Here is an 18,528-nt window from a genome sequence, read left to right as displayed (position 1 = left end):
CTCGGGCATGAACGACGCCCGGCTTATCGGCCGGGCGTGAACCGTATCGGCAGAGCCTTGATCCCGTATACGGGGGTCAGATCCGGAAACCATTCGATCGCCGCGTCATCGGCGACGGTGTAGTCCGGTATCCGGTCGAACACCTCCTCCAGCATCGCCGTGAACATCTCTCGCACCATGGCCGCGCCCACGCAATAGTGCTGGCCGGCACCGAAAGCGAGGTGGCGGCCGGCGTCGCGGTTCAGGTCGATCCGGTCCGAGTGCGGGAAGACGGAGTCGTCGCGGTTCGCCGCGGCCCACCCGAGCAGCACCTGCTGGCCCCGGGTGATGCGCTGCCCGCCGAGTTCGACGTTCTCGGCGGCAATCCGGCCCGTGCTTTGAACGGGCGACACCCACCGCAGGAACTCGTCCACGGCGGTGCGGATCATCGAGCGGTCGGACATCAGCCGGGACCGCAGCTCGGGTTGCTGGGCGAGGGTACGGAGCGCGATCGCGGTCAGGCTTGACGTCGGATAGATGCCGAGCAGCAGCAAATACATCATCGAGACGATGTCATCGTCCGGTACCGGTGCTCCGTCCACCTCACAGGTCGCCAGGTGCCCGAGCAGCCCCCGCTTGTCGCCGTCCCGTTGCGCGTCGAGTGCTTCCACCAGCTCCAGGCAGATCAGTTGCGCGCATTCGCGGGCTGTCGACGGATCGTGCGGAGCGGCGAAAAGCGCCCGGTAGAGCAGGGAGTCGATGTCGAACCATCGCTCCTCCGGCAGCCCGATGTCCCGCATGGTCAGAATGCTGGGCAGCTTCTCGGTCATCGCCAGAACGATGTCACACTCGCCGTGCTCGATCACTTCGTCGATACAAGCCGCCGCCAACTTCCGGACCTCGCCGGCGCGCGCAGCGACCCGCTTCGGGGAATAGAAAACGGAGATCAGCTTGCGGTACTTCAGGCACTCCGGCGAGTCGAGTTCCAGCGGTATCATCCGGTTGCTCTGCCCGAGTGAGGGAATGGTGACACCCTGCACCGTACCGTCCGCCCTATCCTGCGCGGTTTGGAAGGTCCGGGCATCGCGGGCCGCCGAGGTGACCTCACGGTGGCCGGTCGCGACCCAATAGCCGTCCCAGGCGCGGCTCCACTGCACCGGACAGGATTCGCGGAGTTTCGCATAGGTCGGAAACGGATCCACCGCTATCGCCGGGTCATGGCTGTCATAGTCGAACCCTGCTCGCCTGTCCACCAAGGAAATCACCTTCGCTGTCACGGAGTTTGCTCGCCATCGCGCTCCGTAATCTTAACAGCGGAATAGACGACGGCAGATGACGCAGCAATATTGATCGAATATCGAGCAACGATCGACAACAGCCTATTCTGGGTCTTCGAATTTAGCCTCGACTCTTCGGTGGGGTTTGGTCGTTAAGGGCTTGCCGGGAGACAAGTCGTGGCTTCCAGCTGTGGGACTCGTTGTTCTGGTTTGGGGAGACCGGAGGGGATCGAGGCCGTCCTGGCCTCGCGCGGAGCGGCTGAACTGGATACTGGTCAGGCTCTGTTGGGGTGGGTGCGTCGTCCTGGTGGGGGCCGGAAGAAGGCTGTGGACCTTGAACAGCGCCGTGCCCTCGGCCCGGGCCACCTCGGTCAGCGCCGTGTGCAACCCCTTCGTCCACGCTGAACGTGATCGTGCCGCAGACCCCGTCGGACACCGGCCGACGCGGCCGGTCCACCGGCAGTCGCAGCTCCTCGGGCATGCCGTCACGGGAAGCCTCGGCGTATCCGGTGTGACGCCACGCCGTCGCGCCGCGTAGGCGCGGGAGAGGTCGCGGGCGAGCAGCTGGCGCGACCAGCCGTCGCTGACCATGTGGTGCACCGAGAGGAGGAGTACGTGGTCCCGTGGCCCGAGCGCGAACAGCCAGGCCCGGAAGGGCAGTTCGCCGGATAGGGCGAACGGGCGCGCGGACGCCTCGTACATCGCCTTCCGCAGCTCTGTTCCGGCCGGCTCCCGGTACTGCAGCACCATCGCGCGTTCCGGCAGGTCCAGAACGACCTGATGCGGCTCGTCCGCACCGTCCCGGAACACCGTGCGCAGCGACTCGTGCCGGCGCACGACGTCCCGCAGGGATGGAGCACCCGACTCATCGACGCATAGGCAGCAATGCAGATCCCGTAGCGGGCAATATCTGTCAACTGCCCATATCGGAGAGGACATACATTGCTCCACAGAAGACCTCACACCCTCGATCTGGGAGTTTGAGGAATCACAGTCATTGGACCAGAAACGAGAGATCAGCATCTCTGCCGAACTGAATCTACTTACCTCTTGCGATCTCTGTAAGGGACCGCGGTTCTCGGGTCGCGAGGATAAGGTTCTGGAGAAAGATGAACTTTGATGGGGCATTGCTCGAAGACTGGATGCGCGACCACTATCATGACGCTGCGATAGACATCGGGTCGAGTGGGGTTCTTGACTACTCGCTCGGACAGGTGCGAAAACTCGCCGGCATCGAGCCTGGTGATTTGGACGAGATCGTTTTCCGGGACAGTCCGTGCCTGGGTCGGGACGACCTGCGCGAGGCCATCGCCTCGCGCTGGGGGGACGGTGACGCGCGCAGGGTGATGCTTACGCACGGCGGCAGCGAGGCTATCTACGTCGCGCTCCAGACCCTCCTTGAGCCAGGTGACCAAGTCGTCGCCCTGCACCCGGCTTACCACTCGCACGTATCCGTCGCAGAGTCCATGGGGTGCGAAGTTCTGCGTTGGCGGCTGCGCGAGGAGGACAAATTCCGGCCTGACGTGGAGGAACTTGCGAGGCTCGTCACTGCGCGCACAAAGGTTATTGTGGTCAACTTTCCGCACAACCCGACCGGCGCGACACTCGACCTTGCTGGTTTCCGTCGCCTGCTTGAGATTGCTGACAATGTCGGCGCCTATCTCCTGTGGGACGGCGCTTTTACGGACCTGGTCTACGATGACGCACCGCTGCCTGACCCCGGACTGACCTATCCGCGCACTGTGTCGATCGGAACCTTTTCAAAAGCTTTTGGTCTACCCGGCATGCGTATCGGATGGTGCATGGCCGACCCGGAGCTTCTGCGGGCGATGACCAACCTGCGCGACCGCATCACCCTCAGCCTCTCTCCGCTTCTCGAGTACATAGCGCTGCGCGTCGTACAGCGTGCAGACGTCTTCATCGCTCCCAGGCTGAAGAACGCCAAGGCCAACCGACGCCTGTTGGCCGACTGGGCCGCGCGGCACGAGGATCGTGTCGACCTCCCGCTGCCCCTCGGCGGAGTGACATCGTTCCCGCAACTGCGCCCGTGGCGGGACACGACCGAGCTTTGCCGTCGGCTGGGAGAGACCAGCAACATACTGCTCGTCCCCGGCCGGGCATTCGACCACCCGTGCCGCGTCCGGCTCGGTTTCGGCGGCGATCGCAGCCAACTAAGCAAAGGACTGGACATTTTGGGCGCCGAGTTGGCCGCGAGTCGCCAACTGTGAGGCGGAAAGGAACCCTGACGAACATGCAGAGCATTGAACTCTCGGACATTGAGCTGAAGACAGTCAACGAAGTACTCGCTTCGCTCACGGCGAAGTTCCACTCGATCAGTGACCCGGAGTTCGTCCGGCAGTGCGCGGTGTACGCACACGAGCTGCCGCAGCGGCTGCGTGCCGAGTTGAACGCGTTTCGCCTGGAGGCTTCCGGCGGCGCACTGTGCATCCGCGGCTTCCGGATCGACGACGTCGGTATCGGGCCCACCCCCGAGCACTGGCGTACCCACGTCGGCCGGGCGTCCACGCTCCCCGCGGAGATGTACTTCATGCTCTGCGCATCTCTGCTGGGCGACCCCATCGGCTGGGCGACGCAGCAGGACGCCCGGATCATGCACGACATCTTTCCGATCAAGGGTCACGAGAATGAGCAGATCGGCACGGGCAGCGAAGAACTGCTGACCTGGCACACTGAGGAGGCCTTCCACCCGCTGCGGGCCGATTACCTCGGCCTGGCCTGTCTACGCAACCACGATCGGGTGGCAACGACCTTCGCCTCGGTCGACGACCTCGAACTCACCGATGAGATCAAGGAACTGCTCTGTCAGGAGCGGTATCCGATCAAGCCCGATCGCTCGCATCTGCCGAACGGCGACGAAGACAGCCGGGAGATGTCGGCGCGCGAACGCGAGCTGCTCTCGCGCAGCTATGAGTGGATCATGGCGAAGGACAGCGAGCCCGACCGAGTCGCCATCCTCTCCGGCGACCGCGAAGCACCCTATCTACGCATCGATCCATTCTTCATGGAGGACGCATACGACGTCCCGGACAGCGCCCGCGCAATGAAGGCTATCGAGGCGGAGGTCGATCGCAACATACGAGATTACGTGCTCGAACCGGGTGATCTGCTCTTCCTGGACAACTACAAGATCGTGCACGGCAGGGTGCCGTTCACTGCCCGCTTCGACGGCACGGACCGCTGGCTCAAGAGGCTGAACATGGTGCGCGACCTGCGGAAGTCGCGCGATCGCAGAATCAGCCACGACGCGCGAGTGATCTATTGACGGCCTACAGCCCCTCGGCCCTCGCGGCCGGACGGACCTTACCCGGAAAGGACTGAGAGACGTCAGTGTCGACCACCCAAGACTCTGCGATGCAACCGCAAGACAGCCAGGACCGCCACGTTGAGAGGGGTTTCCCCCTTTCCCTGGCACAGGAGCGGATCTGGGTCTCCGAGCAGCTCGCCGATGCGGGCTCGGACTACGGGACCCCGGTTGTGTTCGCCCTGCGCGGCGAGCTGGACCTCGGGCTGATCGAGGGGGCTCTGGCCCAGATCGTCGAACGCCATGAGGTGCTGCACTCCGTGGTGTCCAACGCATCTGGCTCGCCCCGGTTCGTCGCCGTCCCCGCACACCCCATACGACTCGATCCACAGGATGTGGCCTCGGAGCAGGAGATGGCTGAGCGGGTGAGCGCCGCGACGGCGGCTCCGTTCGACCTCTTGCACGGGCCGCTCGTGCGGTTCGGCCTGTACCGCCTTGGACCCGCGGATCACCGCCTGCTGGTGGACATACATCACCTGATCTTCGACGGAGTCTCGGCCGGCGTGCTGGTCCAGGAGCTTGCCGAACTTCTTGCCGCGGGGGCCGAGGGCCGCACACCTGATCTTCCCGTGCTGCCTTTCGCCTACGGGCAGTACGCCGTCGCGCAACGTCGCTCGCTCGACGAGGGTCTGTTGGACAGTCAGGTCGAGCACTGGTGCACCCAGCTCAAGGACGCGTCCTTCGTACTTGAACTGCCCACCGATCACCAGCGTCCCTCACGCATGAGCTTCCATGGCGCCAGCCACTTCTTCACCTTGCCGGCTTCGCTGCGCGTCGAACTCGTGGCGGCGGCCCGCCGCTGGAGCGTCACCCCCTACGTGGTCATGCTCGCCGGCTGGGCTGCCGTTCTCGGCCGCTACGCAGGCCAGGAGGACCTGCTGGTGGGCACTCCCATGGCCGGTCGGACCGAGCTGGGCACCGAGGACATGATCGGCATGTTCGTCAACACCCTGGCCCTCCGGGTACGCCCAGAGCGAGATCAGACCTTCCACGGCCTGGTCAACCAGACACGGCGGGCTTCCATCGAGGGTCTCGCCTATCAGGAAGCGCCGATCGAGAAGGTCATCGAGCGACTTCGTCCGCCACGCGACCCGAGCCGCAATCCGCTGTTCCAGACGGCGTTCGTCTACGACGAGGCGCTTGAGGAATCCCTACATGCCGCGGGACTGACGATCGAGGGCGCCGCACCGCCGCCGCGCACCGCCGCCAAACTTGACCTCAGTATCGAGGTCGTTGAGCAGCACGGCCGACTCGACGCGGAAATCGAGTACGCGACCGACCTGTTCGCGCCGGAGACGATTCGCCGCATCGCATCGCACTACACCACCTTCCTCGAAAACGCGGTCCGCTCGCCGGACCGACCCCTGTGCGAAATTCCACTGGCCTCGGAGGAGGAGCACGCTCTGCTGGTGACGCAGCAGAGCGGAGACGGCGCACCATACGATTCCGTCCCCCTCCCCTCGCTCTTCGAGGCCCAAGTCGCGAGGCGCCCCGACGCATGCGCGGTCTCCTGCGGCGCATTGCGGTGGAGCTACCGACAACTCAACGAGCGGGCCAACCGGCTTGCCAGAGCTCTGATTGCCCGCGGACTGGGGCCCGAGGAGCTGGTGGGGGTTGCGGTGCCCAGCGGCCCGCTGCTGGTCCTGGCCATCCTCGCGATCAGCAAGGCGGGTGCCGCGTTCCTACCGCTCGACCCGGCCTATCCGACCAAGCGAATCGAGTACATCGTCGGCGACGCGCGTCCCGCCCTGCTGCTGACCGATGCCGCCGGCGCCACGGCCCAGCGCTGGACGGCGCCGATCCTGGTCCTCGACGAAGCGCAGACCGGGCGTGACGCAGACGCGGACGCATCGAACCTCTCCGACGCACAGCGGTCGCACCCACTCACCCTCGCGCACCCGTCATACGTCATTTACACCTCCGGTTCGACCGGGACACCGAAGGGCGTGACGGTCACGCACGAGGGCCTCGCCGGGCTCTCAGGCGCGCAGATCGAGGCATTCGGCGTACGGTCCGACAGCAGGGTCCTGCAATTCGCCAGTCCAAGTTTCGACGCCTCCGTCTCGGAGCTCTGTATGGCCCTGCTCAGCGGCGCTACGGCGGTGTTTGTCCCGGGTCTCCACGAATTCGTCGGGGGCTCGTTCGAAGCAGTGCTCGTCCGAGAGGCTGTGACGCACGTAACCCTGCCGCCCTCGGTACTCGCCTCGCTTTCCCCCGACGAGGATCTACCCGCGGACCTGACCATCGTGGTTGCCGGGGAAAGCCTGACCGCCGACCTCGCCGCACGCTGGTCCGGGCGTTGCAGTGTGTTCAACGCTTACGGGCCTACCGAGGCCACGGTGTGTGCAACGCTGATCGGCCCGCTGACAGGGAACGGACCGCCACCCATCGGCCGGCCGATCGCCGGCACCCAGATCTTCGTCCTGGACGAGGGCCTGCGGCCGCTGCCGGTGGGCGTGGCGGGCGAGCTGTACCTTGGCGGCGCTGGGCTGGCCCGCGGATATCTCGGCCGACCCGACCTCACTGCGGCCGGCTTCGTCGCCCGTCCCTTCGGTCCGGCCGGGGGCCGGATGTATCGCACCGGAGACTGGGCCCGCTGGCGTGACGACGGGAATCTCGAGTTCGTCGGGCGCCGGGACGACCAGGTCAAGATGAACGGCTTCCGGATCGAGCTGGGCGAGATCGAGAACGTGATCGCAGCGCACCCGGATGTGGAACAGACCGCCGTCGTGGTGCGCGAAGACAGGCCGGGGCTGCGGCAAGTCGTCGCCTACGTAGTGGCCCAGGCGCCCAACGAGGAGATCCTCACCCACGCCGCGTCGCAGTTGCCCGGTTACATGCTCCCGTCCGCCATGGTGCGCTTGCAGAACCTGCCGTTGACCACGAACGGCAAGGTGGACCGGCGCAACCTGCCTGCTCCGGATGCTCGTACAGCTGTCACCGATCGCAGCCCGGGCACCGCGCGCGAGCAGCAACTGTGCAAGCTGATCGGCGAGGTGCTCGACCTCACTGCGGTCGGCGTGGACGAGAGCTTCTTTGAACTCGGCGGCCAGTCTCTGCACGCGGTGCGTCTGCTGAGCCGGATCCGCAGTGTCATGGGTGTGGAGATCGGTATCAAGACCCTGTTCCGGGCGCCTACCGCGGCGTTGCTCGCGGCACAGATCGACTCTGGCCAGATCGCAGACATCACCCGGCCGGCACTCCTCCCGATGGCCCGCTGACTCACGGCACAGAGGAGTAGGGATCTCAATGATTGTGTCTAGCCGTTTGCCTGACCGATCGGACCGAGGTGAGCAGCTTTTTGTCGGGCGGCATCGCGCGCTCCGATCCTCCCGTACCGCCAACATTATGTGGGACCAGTCATGATCCCTCTGTCGTTTGGTCAGCTCGGACTGTGGTTCATCCATCAGATGAATCCGGGCAACTCGATGTACACCATGCAGCTCGCTTCGCGGCTGACGGGGCAGCTGGACCGCACAGCCCTGGAGGAGGCATTGCGGGACGTCGTGCAGCGACATGAATCGCTTCGCACGGTGATCCGGGACGGTGAGGGCGGGCCGCACCAGGTTGTCCTGGACATCTCGGAATACGCGGTGAGACTGGAGTACGAGGAGCTTGCCGAGGAAGAGGTGTACGAGGCGATGCACGAGGCCTCGGAGCACCCGTTCGGCCTTGTGCACGACCTGCCTCTTCGGGCATGGCTGTTCGCACTGGGGCCGCAGGAGTACGTGCTGCTCATATCGATGCACCACATCGTCAGCGATGGCTGGTCGCTCGGGCCGCTCACCCGAGACCTCGCCCGGGCCTACGCGGCGCGGCGCCGTGGTGCCGAGCCGGACATGCCGCCGCTGCCTGTCCAGTACGCCGACTACGCACTCTGGCAGAGGCGGTTGCTGGGCCGCGAGGAGGACCCGGACAGCCTGATGTCGAGACAGCTCGCGCACTGGCGTTCGGTGCTCGACGGCATGCCCCAGGAACTGCGGTTGCCGGTGGATCACCCGCGCCAACCGATGTCCGACTTCGCCGGGGGCACGGTCGAGTTCACCCTCGACGCCGATCCGCATACGGCACTGACCGAGGTCGCCCGCACCGAAAATGCGACCATGTTCATGATGTTGCAGGCCGGGTTTGCGGCGCTGCTGAGCAAGCTCGGTGCGGGCACCGACATTCCGATCGGCTCACCCGTGGCCGGTCGCATGGATGACGCGCTGACCGATCTCGTCGGGTACTTCGTCAATATGCTGGTATTCCGCGTCGACGTCTCCGGCGACCCGAGTCTGCGAGACCTGGTAAAGCAGGTCCAGGCCGTCGCCCTTGATGCCTACGACAACCAGGACATCCCCTTCGATCGCCTGGTCACGGCACTCAATCCTGCCCGCTCGCGGACCCGTCACCCGCTTTTCCAGGTCATGTTGACCCTGGAGGACAACACCGACGCCGGGCTCAAGTTCGACGGATTGACCGACGTGCCCTTGGACATCGACGCCGGCAGCTCCATGTTCGACTTGGCGTTGAGCCTGCGGGAAAACTTCGGCCCGGACAAGGAGCCAGCTGGGATGGATGCGCTCCTGGAGTACCAGCTCGACATGTTCGAACCGGAGACCGCACAGCACGTGGCCGACGGTTACCGGCAGATGCTGGCCGCTCTTGCCGCGGACCCGGATGCGCCGATCAGCACAGTCGACGTGCTGCGGGTTGCATAAGTTCCCTATTACCCATGAATTCGGCACGCATATCGAATTGCGCGGCCGCTGACGGATGATGACAACTTACCTAGGGGAGTGAAAGCAATGGCGAATCCTTTCGAGGACCAAGACGGCGTGTACCTGGTGCTGGTCAATGCTGAGGGACAGCACTCGTTGTGGCCCGCCGTCATCACCGTGCCCAAGGGCTGGACCGTAGTGCACGGCGAAGCCGGGCGAGAGGACTGCCTGGAATACGTGAAACGGAACTGGACGGACATGCGGCCCAAGTCCCTGGTCGAGGCGACAACCTCTTGAGGGCCCCTCGGTGTGGCACCGCCGCCCGACCGGACCCGAAGAAACCATCACCTATCCCTCGCGTCGGGACCTGAAACCAGCACGCGCGGAAAGAGACGCAATGAGCGATGTAGAGGTCTCCGGCAAAAAAGAACGCCGAAGCAAACGCAGAAGGCTGCTGACTAACCGAAACTTCACCTGCCTATTGGCCGCCCGACTGGGCTCCAGCATGGCCAACGGCTTCCTGCCGGTCGCGGAGAGCTTCGGTATCCTCCACACCACTGGTTCTGCGAGTGACCTCGGCCTTGTCCTCGGAGTTCAGGCGGCGGTTTCGCTCGCCTTGTCGCTGTTTGCCGGCGTCGCGGCGGACCGCTTTCCGCGTGCCCCGTTGCTCGTCGTTTCGTCGATCGTACGCCTGACCGCGGCGGCGACCTTGGCGATAGGACTCCTCACGGATACTGCGACCCTCGCCTGGTTCTTCGCTCTGGCAGTCGTGTACGGCGGCGCTGACGCGCTGTTCGGTCCGGCCAGCATGGCGATCATGCCGGACATCGTCGCGAGAGAAGACCTGGACGAGGCCAATGCGATGGTCGGCGCCTTTTCCTCGCTGGCTTGGACGGTGGCCCCTGCGGCGGCAGGATTGGTCGTGGCGGCGTACGGTTCGGGAGCCGCTTTCCTGGTGGAGAGCGTGCTGATGGCTTTCATCACCCTCTGTCTCATATTCGCCAAGATCCCCGCCCGGGGCGACGTCGAACCGGATCACGAAGGCGGGACGCTCACGCAGCTGAAGCAAGGCTGGCGGGAGTTTCGCATGCGCCCCTGGCTATGGCTGCTCACCTTGCAGTGGACGTTGTTCTCGCTGGTCCTGCTGGCTCCCCTCGCGGTCCTCGGCCCGTTGGTGGCCGACACCCATCTGGGCGGTCCCGCAGCTTGGGGTGCCATCGGCACCTGCATGACCATCGGCGTGCTCTGCGCGGAGTTCACCTCCGGGCGGATCAAGCCGAAGCGACCGGTGGTCTTCATAGCGTGGCTGCCACCGCTGATCGTCTTCGAGGCGTTGGCCCTCGGCTCTGGCGTGCCGACGGTGGTGGTGGCGGGTGCCGCAGTGCTCTCCGGCTGCGCGGTCGGCCTGCAAGGAGTGTTCTTCCAGACCCTCATGCAGCGAGCCATACCGAGCAAGGTACTCGGACGGGTGGCCGCCTTCGATCTGATGGCCTCGGAGATCGCCCAGCCGGTCGGCTTCGCCGTAGCCGGCCCACTGGGCATCCTGTTCGGCCTGCGCCCGGTGCTGGTGGGCTGTGCTGTGGTCGCGGTGGTGGGCACGGCACTGTTCGCCCTTGCCCTGACCAAGGTTGAGCAACCAGAGCTACAGGTGCAGAACGAACCGCGCTTGCCGGACAGCGGCAGTGAGGCGACGGTCAGCTGAGCGGTACTCGACTGCGGACGAGCCTTTGACGAAGCCGGACCACCGAGGCACGAAGGAATCAGGAAGATGATCTACAAGGACAGATTGGCCATACCCGGTCCGACCCCGCTGCCGCCCGCGGTCATCGCGGCGGCGACGCGTCCCATGGTCGACGAGCGCACCGTGGACTTCGCACGCATATTCACACGCATCATCGACGGGCTCAGGCATGTGCTCGGTACCGCGGGGGACGTGCTGGTCTTCACGTCAAGCACCACCGGTGCGTTCGAGAGCGCGGTGCAAAACCTCTTCAGTCCAGGGGAAAAGGTACTCGTGGTGGACAACGGTGCCTTTGGAAGACGCTGGGTGGAGCTGTGCCGCGCTTACGGCCTCGAGACCGTCGTGCTCGACGTCGCGCCGGGTTGCGAGCCGGACCCTGCCGCTGTCGAAGCCTGTCTGGAGGCCGACTCGCAGATCGTCGCGGCGATCGTCGTGCACTGCGAGACCTCCACAGGCGTCGTCACCGACCTTGAGGCCTTCGGGCGAGCGACTCGCAACGTGCTGACGATAGTGGACTCGGCCTCCGGGGTCGGCGGCTGCGAAATGCAGGCCGACGCGTGGGGGTTGGACGTCGTGGTCAGCGGGACTCAGAAGGCGCTAATGGCGCCGCCAGGGGTCTCTTTCGTCTCGGTCAGTGAGCGCGCCTGGCGCCGGCACGCCGAGGCCAGGCATATGCGGTACTACTTCGACTGGACGATCACGCGTGACAGCCTGAACCACTCCATCCCGCGTACCCCCTGGACGCCGGCGGTCGGCGTGCTGTTCCAGTTGTCCGCGGCGCTCGAACAGGTACTCGCTGAAGGCATGGAGCGGCGCCACCGGCGGCATGCGGAGCTCGGCAGGATGGCCAGAGCGGGCTTGCGCGGCCTCGGACTCCGGCTGCTGACCCCAGAAGTGGCGCGCAACGGCATCGTGACGGCCGCGTTCACACCACCCGGAGTGGGCGCGCAATCTCTCGTCGATGCGGTGGTCGAGCACACAGGCGTCCAGCTGACCACCGGCAACGGAGAACTGGCCGACCAAGTCGTGCGGATCGGTCACTGCGGTCACGTCGACCCGCTCGACCTGGTCACCGCGCTGGCCGCACTCGAGACCGGGTTCGCAGCCCTCGGCGCCCCGGTGCTGCCGGGCAGTGGCGTCACACCCGTTGTGAAGCTGATGGCAGAGCAGGCTGACGCCGCCGCAGGCCCCTTGACGTCGATGTCGTCCAACCCTGAGGAGTCTGCTGCGTGAACGCCGACGTTCGATCAGTGCGCAACGACGCGCCGAAGCTCATCCCGAGCCTGCTCGAGCAGCACTCGAGGGTGACGCCGCACGCCCCCGCCACCGAGGATGCACAGCGGGCGCTGACCTACGCCGAACTCGCCGCCGAAGCCGAGCACATGGCGGCGCGCCTGGCGGAGGCGGGAGTGCTTCCCGGCGATCGCGTCGGCGTCATGATGCGTCACTCCGTCCACCTGCTTGTCGCGATTCTCGGCGTGCTGCGTGCGGGAGCGGCCTACGTGCCCATCGACCCGGACTACCCCGACCAGCGCAAGAGTTTCCTCGCGGCGGACTCCGGTATCAAGATTCTCATCGTGGACGGAGCGGATGAGGGGCCGACCAGCTTGCCCGTCACGACGCTTGCGCCGGACCGAGGGCGCTTGGCTCCCCGTCCGGGCGCCCCCGCGGCAGCTCCGGACGATCTGGCCTGCGTGATCTACACCTCGGGTTCCACCGGAGCGCCCAAAGGCGTCATGATCACCCATCTAGGCCTGGCGAATCTCGCAGCCGCCGCGAGTGCCGAGTTCGGCATGGGGCCGCGTGATCGCTACCTGATGCTGGCCGCCGCCGCGTTCTCCGCCTCACTCGAGGAGCTGTTCCCCCCACTCGTGCAGGGCGGGACAAGCGTGTTCCCGGCCGACCGGGTTGCGCTCTCCCCTGTGGAGGCCCTGCTCGACTTCCTCACCGCGCACGACGTCACGCTGCTGGAGATGCAGACCGCGCACTGGCACTTGCTGGTTTACCACCTCGTGGACACCGGCGGGGCACTGCCCCCGTCACTGCGCACGGTCGTCATGGGCGGAGACCGTGCCATGCCCGAAGCCGTCCAGCAGTGGAACCGCTTCCGCCTTCCGCTGGTGCACGTCTACGGGCCGACCGAGACCACCGCGACCGCGGCGTACTGGAGCGTGCCGCCCGGACAGCCACCCAAGGACGGGGTGTTGTCCATAGGCGATGCCATCGCCGGAACCCGCATGTTCGTCGTCGACGAGCGGCTCGAACTCGTTCCCGCGGGTACCGAGGGCGAGCTGCTCATCGGTGGTGACTCGCTGGCACGCGGTTACCTGGGCAGACCCGACGTCACCGCGGAGAAGTTCGTCGCCGACCGCTACTCGGGGATTCCGGGGGCCAGGTTGTACCGCACCGGCGATCGGGTACGCCGTCTTCCCGACGGTCGGCTGCAATTCCTCGGACGCAGCGACCAGCAAGTCAAGGTGCGTGGTTATCGCGTCGAACCGGGCGAGATCGAGGCTGCGCTCGACCGGCACCCGGCGGTGCGTCAAGCCCTGGTCACGACTGGTCGGGACGCGTCGGGTGAGCAGCGTCTGATCGGCTACGTGACTGCTGACCGGGACACGGTGAGCGTCGGTGAGCTGCGTTCCTTCCTCGCCGACGAACTGCCGACCCATCTGATCCCCTCAGCGCTGATCCGGCTGGACGAGTTTCCGCTGACGACGCATCGGAAGATCGACCACGCGATGCTTCCGCAGCCGCCGAAGCGTCGGCCCGACTTGCCCACCGAGTTCGTGCCGCCGACAGGTGAGATCGAGCGGCGCATCGGCGCCGCCGCGGCGGAGCTACTGGGACTCGACGAGATCGGTGTGCTCGACAACCTGCTTGACCTGGGTGGGGATTCGCTGTTCATGTTGCGGCTGATCAGCTGGATCCACAAACACTTGGGCATCAGCCTCGGTTTCCGCGAGGTCTTCGACGCGTATTCGGTACGCGGAGTGGCAGCGCTGGCCGACGCGAAGGCGGATGTCACGGCGGTGGGCAAGCCGGGCAGTGGCTGGTGACCATGCTTCCCGACCTACCAGTGGCAGTGCTTCCGGAACCGGCGCCCGCCGATCTCATGACAGCGCTGCATGCTTCAGGCGTTCGACTGGCTCCGCTGGGCCGGGCGCAGGGCTTGATCTGGACCGGCGAACGGGCCTCGGTGCTGGCAGCCGCACTGGAGCGCGCGCCGTCGGTGCGCTGGGTTCAACTGGCGACCACCGGCGTCGAAAGCTACCTGCCGCTCATGGATCAGCGGATCCGCTGGAGTCGGGCCGTGGGCGTCCAGTCCGAGCTGGTAGCTGAACACGCCCTCATGCTCGCGCTGACCGTGTTGCGTCAGGGCACTGCCTCCGTGAGGGCCGGCGCGTGGCTGCCGCGCCCCGCCATCGGGCTGACGAACGCCGAAGTCCTTGTGGTGGGCGGCGGCGGGGTTGCCCGGGCACTGCTCGCACTGCTGCGCCCGTTCAGGGTCCGCCCCAAGGTGGTGTGCCGCAGCGGCGCCCCGATGGCGGGCGCCGAGGTCGGCACGCCCGATCGCCTCGACGAATGGCTGCCCGAGGCCCGTGTGGTCTTCCTCGCGGCGCCGCTGACCGCGGACACGGCCGGGCTGATCGACGCAGTCAGAATCAGGTCCATGCGTCGGGACGCGTGCCTGGTGAACGTGGCGCGCGGCGGGCTTGTCGTCACAGATGACCTCGTTCGTGCGCTGACCTCCGGGTGGATCGCCGGCGCCGGCCTGGACGTCACCGACCCCGAGCCGCTTCCTCCGGAGCACCCGCTGTGGTCCCTTCCCACTTGTGTGATCACCGCGCACTGCGCGGGCGATCTGGATCACGCACTCGGACCCTTCGTCGACCTGGTTCGGCGCAACATTCGTCGACTGGCGAACGGCCTCGAGCCGATCGGCCTGGTCGACCGGGAACTGGGTTACTAGCCGACTGTCAGGAAGAGCGGGTTCATGATGACCGAGTCAACCACTACTCCGAAGGCCACGCACCCGACCGGAGCACCCATGGGCAACCGACAGACCGAGAGGATCTCCCTCCTGCAGGAGCAGATCTGGATTGCCGAACAACTCGCCCCGGGCCGCAGCGTTTACGGAATACCCATGGTGATCCGTCTGAGTGGCGCGTTGGACACGGAACTCGCCGCGCGCTGCGTGACCGAGATCGTGCGCCGGCATGAGGTGCTGCGCTCCCGGGTGGGCGAGGAAAACGGTGAGCTGTACCTGATCACAGATCCGCCGCAGCCCTTCGCGCTGCCTGTGTTCGACTTTCGCTCCCGACCCGACGAGTGGCGTGTGTTCGTCGAGACAGCCGCTCGCGAGCCCTTCGACCTTGTGCACGGCCCGCTGCTGCGGGCTGCTGCACTACGTCTTGAGGATGACGCCTACGCGTTCTTCCTCAACATGCACCACATCGTTGCGGACGGTTGGTCGCTGCGTCTGTTCTGGACCGAGTTCGCCGCCCTCTACACCGCATGGCACGCGGGCGATGAGCCCGATCTGCCTGACCTCACCCTGCAGTACCGCGACTTCGCGGCCGAACAGCGGCGCATCACCGAGGACGGCGGGTACGGCGACGCGCTCGATGCGTGGGCTCGGGAACTGGCCGGTGCGGCGACGACCCTTGCACTGCCGGTCGACCACAGTTCAGGAGCGTCCCGGGACTACCGGGGGGATCAGTTCACGACAGTGGTGCCGGAGCAGCTTCGGGCCGATGCCTACGCCTGCGCCAAGCGGCTCGGGGTCACGCCGTTCGCGATGCTCGGCAGTGTCTGGGGCGTGCTGCTGGCCCGCTACACCCGTCAGGACGACCTGCTGATGGGAACGCCTCTGGCCGGCCGGACCCGGCCCGAGTACCAGTCGCTCATCGGGCTGTTCGCCAACACCATGCCGTTGCGACTGCGGCTGGACGCGGACGTGTCCTTCGCCTCTCTGGTCCGCGAACTCCAGCTGAGTACTTTCGACGCGCTCTCCTCACAAGACGCGCCTTTCACCGAGCTTGTCAAACGGGTCGACTCCCAACGCGCCTCGCATGAGACCCCGCTCTTCCAGACGGCGTACTCCTTCGAGCAGTCCACGGAGTTCGAGGCCACGCTGCCGGGCTGCGCGGTGACGGAGCTGTACGAGTTGTCCAATGGCGGGGCCCGGCACCGTCTCGGTCTCGGCGCTGTGGACGCGCTGGGGGAGCTGAGCCTTCAGTTCGAGTACGACAGGGAGCTGTTCGACCCGGGCACCATCGAGGCCATGGCCGAGAGCTACCTGGCGCTGCTCGGCGAGGCCGCGTCCCATCCCGAGTTCCCGCTGGGAGCGCTGCGCACGTCGACCGACGCCGAGCCCGATCGGGAGCTCACCGGCCGACCCGTGCCGGGGGACGAGCTGGCCACCCTGCACGCACTGTTCGAGCGACGGGTCCGACAGAGCCCGGATGCGCCGGCGATCGAGCGTGAAGACGGTACTCAGGTCAGTTACGCACAGCTCAACAGCCAGGCCAACCGGCTCGCGCGGCATCTGCGTCAGCTGGGTCTTCGCACGGGCGAGCGGGTGGCGCTCGCCTTGCCCCATGGCTCCTCCTGGCCGTCCGCCGTGCTCGCCGTGCTGAAGGCGGGCGGGGCCTACGTCCCGGTGGCTCCGGACGCGCCGGGCAGCCGCAAGGCCCACGTCCTCGCCGAGACCGCGCCCCACTTGGTGCTCACGGTCGTGGACCTCGCCGAGGACTTCGCCGGGGCCCACCATGTGCTCGCCCTCGACGATCCGGCGGTTGCTTCCTCGATCGAGGCCCAGACCGGTGAAGATCTCGAGGACATCGCTGTGCCAGGCCGTCAGGTCGCGTACGTCCCGTTCACCTCCGGCTCGACGGGAGTGCCCAAGGGCACCCTCGTCACCCATGTCAACCTGACTGCGTTCACCCGTGCCGCGGTGGACACGTTCGATCTGGGCCCGGCAGACAGGATGCTGCAGGTCGCCGCGATGACCTTCGACGTACATGTCGAGGAGTTCTTCCCGACCTGGCTGGCCGGTGGCTGCGTCGTCTTTTTCGATGGCGTGCTCGGACGGACCAGCCCGGAGGAACTGCTGCACCTCCTCGGAGAGCGCGAGATCACCATATGTGAGCTCCCCACCGCCTACTGGATCGAAGTAGTGCGCCTGATCGACCCGGCTGTTGTCCCCGTTCCGCAAACCATGCGGCGACTGCTGGTCGGCGGCGAACGCGCGCCGATCGAGGTCTGCCAGCGCTGGTTGGACTTCGGGATTCCGCTCACCAATGTCTATGGGCTCACCGAAACGGCGGTGAGCAGCGCGACCTACCAGCCTGGTGCTGACTTCGACCGCGAGGCGCTGCCGATCGGACGCCCGATGCCGCACGCCGCCCTCTACGTGCTCGACGCCTTGCTCGCACCGGTTGGACGCGGCGTGCCAGGGGAGATCTACCTGGCCGGCCCCGGCGTCTGTGACGGCTTTCTCAACCGGCCCGAGCAGACCGCCGAGCGCTTCTTGGCGGACCCCTTCGCGGCCGAGCCGGGCGCACGTATGTATCGCACCGGCGACCAAGGCCGATGGACTACCGAAGGTGACCTCGAATTTCTCGGCCGCGTGGACCGTCAGCTCAAACTGCGCGGCCATCGGGTCGAGCTCGCCGAGATCGAATCGGTACTCGACGGCCATCCGGACGTGACGCGCAGCCTGGTCGTGCCTCGGCGCACCGAGGCTGATCCAGCGGCCGAGCTTGAGCTGATCGCGTTCCTGATCGGTGCGGACGCCGACGAGGCAACAGTCGCGGCGTACATGCGTACCCAGCTTCCCCCACACCTGGTTCCGGCTCACATCTCAGTAGTTGAACGGTTCCCGCTCACCTCGCATGGCAAGGTTGACCAAGCAGCCTTGCTCGCGCTGCAGAGCCGCGAGCGTGTCGTCCCCGAGGAAGCGCAGGGCAGCGAGCTCGAAGTCAAGGTCGCGGAGGTCTACTGTGAGGTACTCAAAGTACCGACGATCGACCCGCGGACGGACATCTTCGCGCTGGGTTTCCACTCTCTGGCCGCGCTGCGGCTCGTTTCCCGCCTCAAGAGTGTGTTCACGGTGCAAGTCCCGATTGCCGAGTTCTTCGTGGACTCCTCAGTCACCAACGCCGCCCGACTGATCGTGGCGGCGGGGGCCGATCAACCAGTCGGCTGACTGCGCCATCGGCGCGTACGACCGACGTTCTGCGCGGGTTCATGCTGGTCGCTCTCAATGAGCTCTCCTGCAAGTCCTGGAGCCGACCAACAGGGCGACCTCGTTAGAGGGACTTGTCCGCATCCGTCCCGACTCTCGATCGTGAGTGAGACTGTATGAGATCAGGGTGACCGGCGACGCTCTCGAGCGCCCGTATGAGTTGCGGGACAGCCCTAATGCTGGATTCCTCAAAGGGTGTACACATATTGGCGCCGCCGTTGCCGAGTTGGCGGTGCTGGTCTGCCCCAGATCCA

11 protein-coding genes and 1 pseudogene are annotated in these 18,528 nt (G+C 66.1%); 10 read left to right on the top strand and 2 right to left on the bottom strand.

All coding sequences use genetic code 11. The annotated features are described in order from the left end of the window. Positions 1-23 precede the first annotated feature (23 nt). Both AC5P1C_RS26810 and AC5P1C_RS26805 read right to left on the bottom strand, forming a co-directional pair. Complete coding sequence (locus AC5P1C_RS26810; protein ID WP_493868489.1) at positions 24-1,256, bottom strand: cytochrome P450; 1,233 nt, start codon at positions 1,254-1,256, stop codon at positions 24-26. A gap of 504 nt (positions 1,257-1,760) precedes the next feature. After that, positions 1,761-2,195: pseudogene (locus tag AC5P1C_RS26805) on the bottom strand (condensation domain-containing protein); the annotation flags it as partial. Positions 2,196-2,365: 170 nt separating this feature from the next. On the opposite strand from AC5P1C_RS26805, the gene vioD reads away from it, so the two are divergent. The 10 genes from vioD (at position 2,366) to AC5P1C_RS26755 (ending at position 18,235) form a co-directional block, all read left to right on the top strand. After that, on the top strand, positions 2,366-3,484 hold the full coding sequence (gene vioD, locus AC5P1C_RS26800; protein ID WP_493868488.1) for a capreomycidine synthase: 1,119 nt from the start codon (positions 2,366-2,368) through the stop codon (positions 3,482-3,484). Positions 3,485-3,507: 23 nt separating this feature from the next. After that, positions 3,508-4,539, top strand: a complete 1,032-nt coding sequence (gntD, locus tag AC5P1C_RS26795; RefSeq protein WP_493868487.1) for a guanitoxin biosynthesis L-enduracididine beta-hydroxylase GntD — start codon at positions 3,508-3,510, stop codon at positions 4,537-4,539. A 65-nt stretch (positions 4,540-4,604) separates the two neighbouring features. Next, positions 4,605-7,799 carry a non-ribosomal peptide synthetase gene (locus tag AC5P1C_RS26790; protein WP_493868486.1) on the top strand — a complete coding sequence of 1,065 codons (3,195 nt, stop codon included), beginning with the start codon at positions 4,605-4,607 and terminating at the stop codon, positions 7,797-7,799. A gap of 141 nt (positions 7,800-7,940) precedes the next feature. Continuing rightward, on the top strand, positions 7,941-9,281 hold the full coding sequence (locus tag AC5P1C_RS26785; protein ID WP_493868485.1) for a condensation domain-containing protein: 1,341 nt from the start codon (positions 7,941-7,943) through the stop codon (positions 9,279-9,281). 87 nt (positions 9,282-9,368) lie between these two features. After that, positions 9,369-9,578 carry an MbtH family protein gene (locus tag AC5P1C_RS26780; RefSeq protein WP_361042390.1) on the top strand — a complete coding sequence of 70 codons (210 nt, stop codon included), beginning with the start codon at positions 9,369-9,371 and terminating at the stop codon, positions 9,576-9,578. A gap of 100 nt (positions 9,579-9,678) precedes the next feature. Further along, positions 9,679-10,983, top strand: coding sequence for an MFS transporter (locus AC5P1C_RS26775; RefSeq protein ID WP_493868484.1), 1,305 nt, complete (start codon positions 9,679-9,681; stop codon positions 10,981-10,983). Positions 10,984-11,049: 66 nt separating this feature from the next. Further along, positions 11,050-12,255, top strand: a complete 1,206-nt coding sequence (locus AC5P1C_RS26770) for a pyridoxal-phosphate-dependent aminotransferase family protein (RefSeq protein ID WP_493868483.1) — start codon at positions 11,050-11,052, stop codon at positions 12,253-12,255. Then, positions 12,252-14,081 carry a non-ribosomal peptide synthetase gene (locus AC5P1C_RS26765; RefSeq protein ID WP_493868482.1) on the top strand — a complete coding sequence of 610 codons (1,830 nt, stop codon included), beginning with the start codon at positions 12,252-12,254 and terminating at the stop codon, positions 14,079-14,081. Before AC5P1C_RS26770 ends, AC5P1C_RS26765 begins: the two co-directional genes overlap by 4 nt. Before the next feature lie 56 nt (positions 14,082-14,137). Beyond that, positions 14,138-14,995: an NAD(P)-dependent oxidoreductase gene (locus AC5P1C_RS26760; protein WP_493868481.1), complete on the top strand. Its 858-nt coding sequence runs from the start codon at positions 14,138-14,140 to the stop codon at positions 14,993-14,995. Between the two features lie 78 nt (positions 14,996-15,073). Next, positions 15,074-18,235 (top strand): non-ribosomal peptide synthetase, encoded by a 3,162-nt coding sequence (locus AC5P1C_RS26755; RefSeq protein WP_493868480.1) that lies wholly within the window; start codon positions 15,074-15,076, stop codon positions 18,233-18,235. The last annotated feature ends 293 nt before the right edge of the window (positions 18,236-18,528 follow it).

This window comes from Streptomyces sp. A18 (assembly GCF_059026065.1).
Note: the sequence above shows the minus strand (reverse complement) of the source record. Positions and strands in the feature narration are given on the sequence as shown.

What these genes read in the sequence shown, in the direction of transcription:
- vioD (WP_493868488.1), top strand. Translation starts at nt 2,366, where the DNA reads ATGAACTTTGATGGGGCATTGCTCGAAGACTGGATGCGCGACCACTAT.
- AC5P1C_RS26770 (WP_493868483.1), top strand. Translation starts at nt 11,050, where the DNA reads ATGATCTACAAGGACAGATTGGCCATACCCGGTCCGACCCCGCTGCCG.
- AC5P1C_RS26760 (WP_493868481.1), top strand. Translation starts at nt 14,138, where the DNA reads ATGACAGCGCTGCATGCTTCAGGCGTTCGACTGGCTCCGCTGGGCCGG.
- AC5P1C_RS26780 (WP_361042390.1), top strand. Translation starts at nt 9,369, where the DNA reads ATGGCGAATCCTTTCGAGGACCAAGACGGCGTGTACCTGGTGCTGGTC.
- gntD (WP_493868487.1), top strand. Translation starts at nt 3,508, where the DNA reads ATGCAGAGCATTGAACTCTCGGACATTGAGCTGAAGACAGTCAACGAA.
- AC5P1C_RS26775 (WP_493868484.1), top strand. Translation starts at nt 9,679, where the DNA reads ATGAGCGATGTAGAGGTCTCCGGCAAAAAAGAACGCCGAAGCAAACGC.
- AC5P1C_RS26785 (WP_493868485.1), top strand. Translation starts at nt 7,941, where the DNA reads ATGATCCCTCTGTCGTTTGGTCAGCTCGGACTGTGGTTCATCCATCAG.
- AC5P1C_RS26755 (WP_493868480.1), top strand. Translation starts at nt 15,074, where the DNA reads ATGGGCAACCGACAGACCGAGAGGATCTCCCTCCTGCAGGAGCAGATC.